Source organism: Streptomyces europaeiscabiei, from assembly GCF_001550375.1.
In the GTDB taxonomy this organism is placed as follows: Bacteria; Actinomycetota; Actinomycetes; order Streptomycetales; family Streptomycetaceae; genus Streptomyces; species Streptomyces europaeiscabiei.
The window spans coordinates 1-9,802 of sequence record NZ_LRTR01000298.1; the positions used below are offsets into that span (position 1 = coordinate 1).

Consider the following 9,802-nt stretch of genomic DNA (forward strand, 5'->3'; position numbering starts at 1 on the left):
CCGCACCCGCCCTCGACCCGCCCCCGACCCGCCCCCGACCCGCCACCCCGCCCGGCGCAAAATGGACGGCATGAACTCTCGCGCACTGACCGTCGGATTCGATCTCGACATGACGTTGATCGACTCGCGGCCCGGGATCCATGCCTGTTACGAGGCGCTGGCGGCGCGGACGGGGACGTACATAGACGCCGATCTGACGATCACCCGGCTGGGGCCGCCGCTCGCGGAGGAGCTGGCGCACTGGTTCCCGGCGGCGGAGATCCCGGCGATGGCGGACCTCTACCGGCAGATGTATCCGGCGATCGCGATCGCCGCGACCCCCGCGATGCCGGGCGCGCCGGAGGCGATCGCGGCGGTCCGGGCGGCCGGTGGGCGGGCGATCGTGGTCACCGCCAAGTACGAGCCCAACGCCAAGCTGCACCTGGAGCACCTCGGCATGGAGCCGGACGAACTCGTCGGTGACCTGTGGGCGGAGGCCAAGGCGGCGGCGCTGCGCGAGCACGGCGCGAGCGTGTACGTCGGCGACCACACCGGCGACGTACGCGGCGCCCGCAACGCACAGGCGTACGCGGTCGCCGTCGCCACCGGCCCCTGCGACGCACGGGAGCTGAGCGAGGCCGGTGCCGACGTCGTCCTCACGGACCTGACCGCGTTCCCGGAGTGGCTCGACACGCACCGGCGGACGCGCTCCCGGTAGCCCCGGAAAATCGGCAGGACTGCAGCAGGACTACGAACGTGCCTCGCGCGCCCTTCGGCGGCCCGCCGCCACGGACTGGAGGACTCCCGCGCCGGCGATGAGGAACCCGACGCCCATGAGCATGCTGAGGACGAACATGTAGGTGGGGAACGGAGTCGTTCCGAGGAACAGCGGGGCCACGGTGACGAGTGTGGCCACGGCGCCGACGAAGAACACGATGGCACCGGCACGGATCAGCCGGTCACCGGGTTCGGCGGAATTCGGTTGGGTTTTGTCACGCACCCGACCAGGGTAGTTCCCAGCGCGAGGGAACAGTCGGCCGACGTCTTGTCACCCGCCCCCGGACCAATAGGCTGGGGACCGGCGGGTCCGACGACCCGCTGTAGTGCTGTCCAGAGCAGTTTGCGCACACCGAGAACACTTTTCAGACGCATTTTCCGACGAGTACGAGGACGAGGACAGACGTGCCTACCGGCAAGGTCAAATGGTTCAACAGTGAGAAGGGCTTCGGCTTTCTCTCCCGCGACGACGGCGGTGACGTCTTCGTCCACTCCTCCGTACTGCCCGCCGGTGTCGACACCTTGAAGCCGGGCCAGAAGGTCGAGTTCGGGGTCGTCGCCGGTCAGCGCGGCGACCAGGCCCTCTCCGTGACGGTCCTGGAGCCGGCCCCCTCGGTCGCCGCCGCCCAGCGCAAGAAGCCCGACGAACTGGCCTCGATCGTGCAGGATCTGACGACGCTGCTGGAGAACATCACGCCGATGCTGGAGCGGGGCCGCTATCCCGACCGTGCCGCGGGCGGGAAGATCGCGGGTCTTCTCCGCGCCGTGGCCGACCAGTTGGACGTGTAGCCGCGACAACTCCCGGGGTGTCTAAGGAAAAGCGAGTGCGTCCGGGCCGAGGGGCGGTACCAGTCCCTCGGCCGCCGCGCGGGTGAGCAGGCCCCTGACCGCCGCGTAGCCGTCCTCGCCGAGGTCGGCCGTGAACTCGTTGACGTACAGGCCGATGTGCTGGTCGGCGACGGCCGGGTCCATCTCCTGGGCGTGTTCGAGGACGTACGGGCGGGAAGCCGCGGGGTCGTCCCAGGCCGCGCGGACGGAGGCGCGGATCGTCTCCACGAGCCCGGTCAGCGTCTCTGCCCCCAGCGAGCGCTTCGCGATGATCGCGCCCAGCGGGATCGGCAGCCCCGTCGTGTCCTCCCAGTGCTCGCCCATGTCGGCGAGCTTGTGGAGGCCGTAGTTCCGGTAGGTGAAGCGGGCCTCGTGGATGACGAGTCCGGCGTCGACCTCGCCGTCCCGCACGGCCGGCATGATCTCGTGGAACGGCATCACGACGATGCGGCCGACTCCGCCGGGCAGGGTGTCCGCCGCCCAGAGGCGGAAGAGGAGATACGCGGTCGAGCGCTCGCTCGGCACGGCCACCGTACGGCCGGTGAGGTCCGTGCCCGGCCCCCGCGTCAGTACCAGCGGACCGCAGCCCCGCCCGAGCGCACCGCCACAGGGCAGCAGCGCGTACTCGTCCAGGACGTACGGCAGCACGGCGTACGACACCTTCAGTACGTCGAGGTCGCCGCGCTCGGCCATACCGTTCGTGATGTCGATGTCCGCGAACGTCACGTCGGGCGCGGGCGCGCCGGGGATCCGGCCGTGTGCCCAGGCGTCGAAGACGAAGGTGTCGTTGGGGCAGGGCGAGTACGCCATCCGCAGTGCGCCGCTCCCGGCGGGGGTGGTCGCGCGGCTCATGGGCGTCGCCTCAGGACTCGTAGGGCTCATGGGGCTCGTCGGACTCGTAGGGCTCATGGGGGTCCCAACTCTCCAGTACGGGCGTCAGCTTCCCGAAGGCCTCGGTGAGTGCGGCCAGCGCGTCGCCGATGCGCCAGGCGGCGCGGTCGCGCGGGCCCACGGGGTTGGAGACGGCGCGCAGTTCGAGGACGGGCGTGGTGTGTGCGGCGGCGGCCTCGGCGACCCCGAAGCCCTCCATCGCCTCGGCCAGCGCACGCGGGTGGCGGGCTCGCAGGGAGTCCGCGCGCTCGGCGCTGCCGGTGACCGTGGAGACGGTGAGGACGGTGCCGGTGCGGGCACCGGTGGCGGTCGCGGCGGCACGTACGAGGTCCTGCGGCGGGTGGTGGGTGACGGTGCCGAAGCCCAGGTCGGTGACCGGAACGAAGCCGTCCGGCGTCTCGGCGCCCAGATCGGCCGCCGTGATCTCGTCGGCGAGGACGAGAGAGCCGAGGGGCGCCTCGGGCAGGAACCCGCCCGCGATACCGGCGGACACGACCAGCCCGTACGGCCTGCCCTCCAGGGCCGCGGCGGTCAGCGCGGCGGCGGAGGAGGCGGCGGCGAGGGCGGGGCCCACACCGGCGGCGAGGAGGTCGTAGTCGTGCGGGGGTGTCCGGAAGCAGTGGAGGGTGGCCGCCGGGAGCCGGGTCTCGGCGGCGGGGCCCGGGAGCGCTCGTGCCACCGCGTCCCGTTCGGCGGGGACGGCGGTGGCTACGAGGATGCGCATGGGCGGCGGCCGCGGATCAGGCGTCCGGGTTCTTCAGCTTGAAGTTCCAGACACCCTTGATCGCCGAACCCGAGGCGTTCTGCTCGACGATGCTGATCGTCAGCGACTTCTGGGCGGGCTGACCGGGCTGGGTGGCGAAGAGGCCCGGGTTCTCGAACGACCAGTACGTCTTGTCGAACGTGTCGCTGGTGGCCTGCTCCCCGTTGATCCACAGGGCCCAGCCCGTCTTCGCCACCTCCGGGTCGACGCCGATGCGCAGGGCCTTGCCCTCCGGCAGCTCGATCGACTTGGAGGGCTTCTCCTCCGCGCACTCCTTGGCCTGGGCGGCGTCGAGGGTCCGGTAGCACTCGGCCTCGGCGCTGATCGAGTCGGTGCCGATCGTGACGGTGGCCATCGGCGTCGGCTCATCGCAGGCCGACAGGACGAGAAGTCCGGCGGAAACGGCGCCGAGAGTGGCTGCGGCGCGACGGGAACGCGGGAAGGTCATGGGCGAAGGTTATCTGGCATGTCCAGGGGCGCCCTTACGTGGGGTACGGCGTGCCGGGCCGGCCCGGGAATCGGTCAGGCCACACGGGCGCGGGGCGCGCCGCCGTGACGGGCGGAGGAGAGCAGGCCGCGGACCGTGGTGAGCCAGCCCGCGGCGACGATCGCGGCGGCCACGGCCATCCCGAGGGTGCCGTTGAGGGGGAGGGCGATACCGATCGCGCCGCCGACCACCCACGACATCTGGAGCAGGGTCTCGGAGCGGGCGAAGGCGGAGGTCCGGACGAGTTCGGGGACGTCGCGCTGGATCAGCGCGTCCAGGCACAGCTTCGACAGTGCCTGCGAGAACCCGGCGACCGCGGCGAGGAAGGCGACGAAGAACCAGCCGAAGAACAGGGCCGCCGTGATCGCCACAGCGAGTTCGACACCGACGACGGTCACGATGATCAGTTCCGGCGAACGCTGCTTCGCCCACGCCCCCACGGCCGTGCCCAGCGCGTTTCCCGTACCGGCCGCCACGGCCACCATGCCCAGGGAGACGGCGGCGCTCTGCCCGTGGAGCGGGTGGATGCGCAGCAGGAACGCCAGGAAGAAGATCAGGAAGCCGGAGAGGCCGCGCAGCGCGGCGTTGGCGGTGAGGGCGTGGGTCACCGCCGGGCCGACCGTCCGCAGACCCGGCTTCTTCAGCGTCTCGCTGCGGTGCGGGCCGTGCAGATGCTCGGGGTCCGCCGCGAGCAGGGCCCTGTCCTCGCCCTTCGCCGAGTCGACCTTCGCGGGGAGCGTGAAGGAGAGGAACGTACCCGCGATGAAGATCACGAAGGCGCCGTAGAGCGGCCAGCGCGGGCCGAGCGCCTGCAGTCCGGCGCCGATGGGCGCGGCGATGCCGGTGGCGAGCAGGCCGCAGAGGGTGACCCGGGAGTTGGCCTTCACCAGGGAGAACCGGGGCGGGAGCAGCCTGGGTACGACCGCGCTGCGGACCACCCCGTACGCCTTCGACGCGACCAGGACGCCCAGGGCGGCGGGATAGAGCTCGATGCGGCCGGTCTCGACGGCGCCGACGAGGATCAGGGCGAGGAATGCCCTGGCCAGCATGGCGCAGGCCATCGCGGCGCGGCGGCCGTGCGGGAGGCGGTCCAGCAGGGGGCCGACGACGGGGGCGAGGAGGGCGAACGGGGCGAGGGTGATGGCGAGGTAGAGGGCGACGCGGCCGCGGGCCTCGTCGGTGGGGACCGAGAAGAAGACCGTGGAGGCGAGGGAGACGGTGATCATCACGTCGCCCGCGCCGTTCACACCGTGCAGCTCGATGAGTTTGCCGAGGCCGGACTCGCCGGCGCCGTGGGCGTGGGTGGCCTTGCGGATGCCTCGGGCGGGGCCGGTGAACGGGAGGTGCAGGGCGCGGCCCACCGAGCGGACGGCGCCGGTCACCCGACCCGATCCGCGCGCTCCGCCCCGCTCGGCGCCGGTCACCTCGTCATAGTGCCCCGAGAAAGGGGGGCGTAGTGCGTTTACCGCTCGTATGGCCCCGGTTCGGGAGGGGGTGTCCGCGGTGGGTGGGCCGGCCGCGGGTGGGCGGGGGCCGGCCGGGCGGTTTTTCGCGCCCCTGAAAGATTGGGCCCCGCGGGCCCGGAGGACGACGGCCCCGCGAGCGGAGAAGCATGGGGCGCCGCCCCTGCTTTTCGGGGGGAGCGGGGAACTGCGCGCGAAGCCTCCACACACCCGCAGCCGCCCGACGACCCTGGCCTCCCGAGTCCTCACGCGGCGCCGGACCGCAGGTCACGGCGGTTTCCCGCCAACAACTGACGGTGCCTGTCCAGCCTCCTCGGACCCCACTCCGGCCGAAGCCGAGCGCAGCGGAATCGCGGAACCGCTACGTCGGTGTGGGCGCAGAGCCTCGGAGAAGGTAGCGTGCATAGCGCGCCTGCGGCGGTTGTTCTCGGCCGCGCGCCTCTCGTTCATCCCGCAGAATGGATGACATAGGTGCGCCCGAGTGCGATCGGGCGCGGACGTCGACGCGGCCCCTTGGTCCGCTCCGTCCGCACCCCTCCGCCGAGGGAGGCGCACTCGTGAGACGGCGTAGGAGAGAAGCGATACCTGTGAGCGCAGCGACAACGCGAAGCCGCACCCCCGACCGTCTGTGTGCCGAGGCCGTCGACCTCGCCCGCGGCCTCGCGGAGGAGGCGGCCGCGCCAGGCGTGGTGGGTGAGCACGCGGGGCTCGTGTCCGAGGGCGACCGTGTCGTGACGCACTTCTTCGAGTGCAAGGAGATGGGCTACCGCGGCTGGCGCTGGGCCGTCACCGTCGCCCGGGCCTCACGCGCGAAGTTCGTGACACTGGACGAGGTCGTCCTGCTCCCGGGCCCCGACGCGCTGCTCGCGCCGGAGTGGGTGCCGTGGAGCGAGCGCCTCCGGCCCGGCGACATGGGCCCCGGCGACCTGCTGCCCACGGACGCCGAGGACCTGCGGCTGGAGCCCGGGTACTCCGGCGAGGACGAGCCGCTGCCGAACTCCCCGGTCTCGCACGACATGGCCGAGCTGGTGGAGGCGGAGGACGCCGAGGTCACCGCCGGGGTGCCGGCGAACCTGCCGTTCGCGCCGACCCGCGGGTCGATCGCCGCGGTCGCCGAGGAACTGGGCATGCGGCGGGCCCGGGTGCTGTCCCGGTACGGGCTGCACACGGCCGCGGACCGGTGGGAGGAAGGGTTCGGGGCGAAGACCGCGATGGCCCAGGCCGCGCCGGCGGCGTGCGTCAGCTGTGGGTTCCTCGTGGCGATCGGGGGGTCGCTCGGCCAGGCCTTCGGGGTGTGCGCGAACGAGTTCGCCCCGGCGGACGGGCGGATGGTCTCCCTGACGTACGGGTGCGGGGGGCACTCGGAGGCGGCGGTCATGCCGGCCACGCCTCGGCCGGCTCCGCCTCGGCTGGACGAGACGCGGGTGGACCCCTTCCCGCTGCGGCCGTCGCCGGACTCGGGGTCGGTGCCGGTGGGGTCGGAGGAGACCGAGTCCGAGGCGGATCTGGGGCACTCGTAGGGGCGTAGGGGCGTAGGGACGTTGGGTCGCGGGTTCGCCTGAGAAGCTCGGGGGTTCGGTGCGTCGGCGGGTGCGGGTCCGGTGGGGCTTCTCGCGCAGTTCCCCGCGCCCCTGAAGGATCCAGGCCCCTGCGGGCCTGAAAGGCGACGGCCCTGCGGGTCTGAAGGCGACGGGCCTGCGGGCGTGGAAAGCGATGGCCCTGCGGCGTGGAAGACCGCGGCCCGCGGCCTTGGAAGCGGTGGCCCTGCGGGTCTGAAGGCGACGGGCCTGCGGGTCTGAAGGCGAGGGCCTGCGGGTCTGAAGGTGACGGTCCTGCGGGCGTGGAAAGCGATGGCCCTGCGGCGTGGAAGACCGCGACCCGCGGCCTTGGAAGCGGTGGCCCTGCGGGTCTGAAGGCGAGGGGCTGCGGGTCTGAAGGCGACAGGCCTGCGGGTCTGGAGGCGAGGGGCTGCGGGTCTGGAGGCGACGGGCCTGCGGGGCTGGAGGCGAGGGGTTGCGGGTCTGAAAAGTACGGGGCGCAGGCCCTGCTTTTCAGGGGCGCGGGGAACTGCGCGACCAGCCCCCACCACCCGTACCCGCCGACGCACACGCACCCCCACCCCCCTGGGCGCCCGGCCGAAGCAGCGCAGCGACACGGTACCTTCGTGCACCAGGCGACATGGAAGGTGAACCGTGAGCAAGTTCGTGCAGCCGGCGGTCGAGGGTGCGGACCCGTTCGGGACGGCTCGGTTGCGGCGGGGCGTGCTCGACGCCTGGGCCACCAGTCCGGCCCGCTTCCGTGAGGATGCCAACGCCGAGGAGGATCTCGTCCTCGGCGGCTACCGGGACCGCCTCGTCGTGGAACTGGCGCAGAACGCCGCCGACGCCGCCGCGCGGGCCAAGGTGTCGGGGCGGCTGCGGCTCACCCTCCGGGACGGCGTCCTCGTCGCCGCCAACACCGGTGCCCCCCTGGACGCGGGCGGCGTCGAGTCGCTGTCCACACTCCGGGCGTCCGCGAAGCGGGACACCACGAGCGGCCATGACGGCACGGTGGGCCGGTTCGGCGTCGGTTTCGCCGCCGTGCTCTCCGTCACCGACGAGCCCGCCGTCGTCGGCCGGCACGGCGGTATCCGCTGGTCGCTCGCCGAGGCCCGGCTGCTCGCCGCCGACACCGCCCGGCACAGCCCGGGGCTGGGCGACGAGATCCGTCGGCGTGACGGGCATGTGCCGCTGCTGCGGCTGCCGTTCGCGGCCGAGGGGACCGCCCCGGACACGTACGACACCGTCGTCATCCTGCCGCTGCGCGACACCGCCGCCGCCGAGCTCGCCGAGCGGATGCTGCACGCGGTCGACGACGCCCTGCTCCTCGCGCTGCCCGGCCTCGAAGAGGTCGTCATCGAGATCGGCACCGGTGACGTACGGACGTTGCGACGGAGCGTGGAGGGGGCGCACGTCGTCGTCGAGGACTCACGGGACGGGGTCACGCGCTGGCGCACCGTCGCCGAGCACGGGGCACTGGAGGGCGCGCTGCTCGCCGACCGGCCCGTCGAGGAGCGGCTGCGGCCACACTGGTCCGTCACCTGGGCCGTGCCCACCGGACCCGACGGCGAGCCGGTCCGGCCGCGCACCAGCGCCGTCGTGCACGCGCCCACACCCAGCGAGGAGGCCCTCGGCGTACCCGCGCTGCTCATCGCCTCCTTCCCCCTGGACACGACCCGGCGGCACGCCGCGGCCGGGCCGCTCACCGACTTCCTCGTGCAGCGCGCGGCGGACGCGTACGCGGGTCTCCTCGCCGCCTGGGAGCCGGTCACCGAGGGCATCATCGACCTCGTGCCCGGTCCGCTGGGCAAGGGCGAGCTGGACGGCGCCCTGCGCCAGGCGATCCTCGAACGGCTGCCGCGGACCGCGTTCCTGCCGCGCGCGGTCGCACCCGAGCCCGACGACGACCTGCCCGCCGCCCTCCGCCCCCGTGACGCCGAGGTCGTCGAGGGGGCCGGCGCCGAGACCGTGCAGGTCCTCGCCGACGTGCTGCCCAGCCTGCTGCCCGCCGGGCTCGAACGGCGCGCGGAGCTGCGTACGTTGGGTGTCGCGCGCCTTCCGCTGGGCGACGCGATCGACCGGCTCGCGGGCCTGGAGAAGGAGCCCGACTGGTGGCGGCGGCTGTACGACAGCCTCGCGGGGGTGGATCCGGACCGGTTGTCCGGCCTCCCCGTCCCGCTCGCGGACGGGCGGACCACCATCGGGCCCCGCCAGGTGCTCCTGCCGATCCCCGACGGGCCGCAGACAGCCCCCGAGACCCTGGCCCGCCTCGGCCTGAAGGTCGCCCACCCGGACGCCGCCCATCCGCTTCTGGAGAAGCTGGGCGCCCTGCCCGCGACCCCGCGTGCCGTGCTCACCACCCCGCAGGTACGGGCCGCCGTGGCCGCGTCGCTGGACGACGAGGGCGGCGTCTGGGACGAGGAGGACGGACGGCCGGACGCCGACGAACTGGCCGACCTCGTCCTCGCCCTGGTCCGCGACGCGGCCCTCGACCCCGGCGACGAACCCTGGCTCGGCGCCCTCGCCCTGACCGACGAGGACGGCGAACTGGCGCCCGCCGGTGAACTCGTCCTCCCCGGCAGCCCCTTCGCCCGGGTCATCCGCGAGGACGAACTCGCCTTCGTGGACGGCGAACTGGCCGACCGCTGGGGCGAACAGCCCCTGGCCGCCTGCGGTGTTCTGGCCAACTTCGCCCTCGTACGCGCCACCGACGTCGTCCTCGACCCGGACGAACTGGAGCCGCGCGACGGTGACTTCGCCGAGCCCGACGACCCGGGGCTGCTCGACGCGGTGGACGTGTGGTCCGAGGACATCCTCGACCGGTTCCCGGACAGCCCCGTGCCGCCCGTCGCGACGGAGATCGTGGCCGTGCGGGACCTGGACCTCGTCGACGAGGACCGCTGGCCGGAGGCGCTCGCCCTGCTGGCCCGGCCCCCGCTGCGCGACGCCCTCGTCCAGCCGGTGCGCATCCTGCTCCCGGACGGCACGCACGAGGTCGTACGCCCCTACACGGCCTGGTGGCTGCGCGGGCACCCGGTCCTCGACGGCCGCCGCCCGGCGGGCCTCCTCGCGGCCG

Annotated in this window: 9 protein-coding genes; 4 read left to right on the forward strand and 5 right to left on the reverse strand. The window is 73.4% G+C overall.

Going from position 1 to position 9,802, the window contains the following annotated elements:
• Positions 1-61: 61 nt before the first annotated feature.
• Positions 62-697 carry an HAD family hydrolase gene (locus AWZ10_RS14615; RefSeq protein ID WP_046709230.1) on the forward strand — a complete coding sequence of 212 codons (636 nt, stop codon included), beginning with the start codon at positions 62-64 and terminating at the stop codon, positions 695-697.
• A 30-nt stretch (positions 698-727) separates the two neighbouring features.
• Here AWZ10_RS14615 and AWZ10_RS14620 read toward each other — a convergent pair whose 3' ends face one another.
• Positions 728-979, reverse strand: coding sequence for a membrane protein (locus AWZ10_RS14620; protein ID WP_037705293.1), 252 nt, complete (start codon positions 977-979; stop codon positions 728-730).
• 182 nt (positions 980-1,161) lie between these two features.
• On the opposite strand from AWZ10_RS14620, the gene AWZ10_RS55080 reads away from it, so the two are divergent.
• Entirely contained in the window at positions 1,162-1,545 is a 384-nt protein-coding gene (locus AWZ10_RS55080; protein ID WP_037705295.1) for a cold-shock protein, read from the forward strand.
• Positions 1,546-1,566: 21 nt separating this feature from the next.
• Here AWZ10_RS55080 and AWZ10_RS14630 read toward each other — a convergent pair whose 3' ends face one another.
• From AWZ10_RS14630 to AWZ10_RS14645, 4 genes are all read right to left on the reverse strand, one after another.
• Positions 1,567-2,436: a 1,4-dihydroxy-6-naphtoate synthase gene (locus AWZ10_RS14630; protein WP_173531693.1), complete on the reverse strand. Its 870-nt coding sequence runs from the start codon at positions 2,434-2,436 to the stop codon at positions 1,567-1,569.
• Between the two features lie 10 nt (positions 2,437-2,446).
• Complete coding sequence (locus AWZ10_RS14635) at positions 2,447-3,199, reverse strand: futalosine hydrolase (RefSeq protein ID WP_060891259.1); 753 nt, start codon at positions 3,197-3,199, stop codon at positions 2,447-2,449.
• A 16-nt stretch (positions 3,200-3,215) separates the two neighbouring features.
• Positions 3,216-3,686: a hypothetical protein gene (locus AWZ10_RS14640; RefSeq protein WP_046709228.1), complete on the reverse strand. Its 471-nt coding sequence runs from the start codon at positions 3,684-3,686 to the stop codon at positions 3,216-3,218.
• Positions 3,687-3,760: 74 nt separating this feature from the next.
• A complete protein-coding gene (locus AWZ10_RS14645) occupies positions 3,761-5,107 on the reverse strand; it encodes an MFS transporter (protein ID WP_046709227.1) in 1,347 nt (448 codons plus the stop codon).
• Positions 5,108-5,775: 668 nt separating this feature from the next.
• Between AWZ10_RS14645 and AWZ10_RS14650 the strand changes: the two genes are divergently transcribed.
• Both AWZ10_RS14650 and AWZ10_RS14655 read left to right on the forward strand, forming a co-directional pair.
• Complete coding sequence (locus tag AWZ10_RS14650) at positions 5,776-6,708, forward strand: DUF3027 domain-containing protein (protein WP_037705300.1); 933 nt, start codon at positions 5,776-5,778, stop codon at positions 6,706-6,708.
• Positions 6,709-7,380: 672 nt separating this feature from the next.
• The coding region (locus AWZ10_RS14655) for a sacsin N-terminal ATP-binding-like domain-containing protein (protein WP_060891260.1) at positions 7,381-9,802 on the forward strand (2,422 nt) is incomplete at its 3' end.

Excerpts from the sequence above, each read along its gene's own strand:
- AWZ10_RS14630 (WP_173531693.1), bottom strand. The coding sequence starts at position 2,436 with ATGAGCCGCGCGACCACCCCCGCCGGGAGCGGCGCACTGCGGATGGCG.
- AWZ10_RS14615 (WP_046709230.1), top strand. The coding sequence starts at position 62 with ATGGACGGCATGAACTCTCGCGCACTGACCGTCGGATTCGATCTCGAC.
- AWZ10_RS14640 (WP_046709228.1), bottom strand. The coding sequence starts at position 3,686 with ATGACCTTCCCGCGTTCCCGTCGCGCCGCAGCCACTCTCGGCGCCGTT.
- AWZ10_RS14635 (WP_060891259.1), bottom strand. The coding sequence starts at position 3,199 with ATGCGCATCCTCGTAGCCACCGCCGTCCCCGCCGAACGGGACGCGGTG.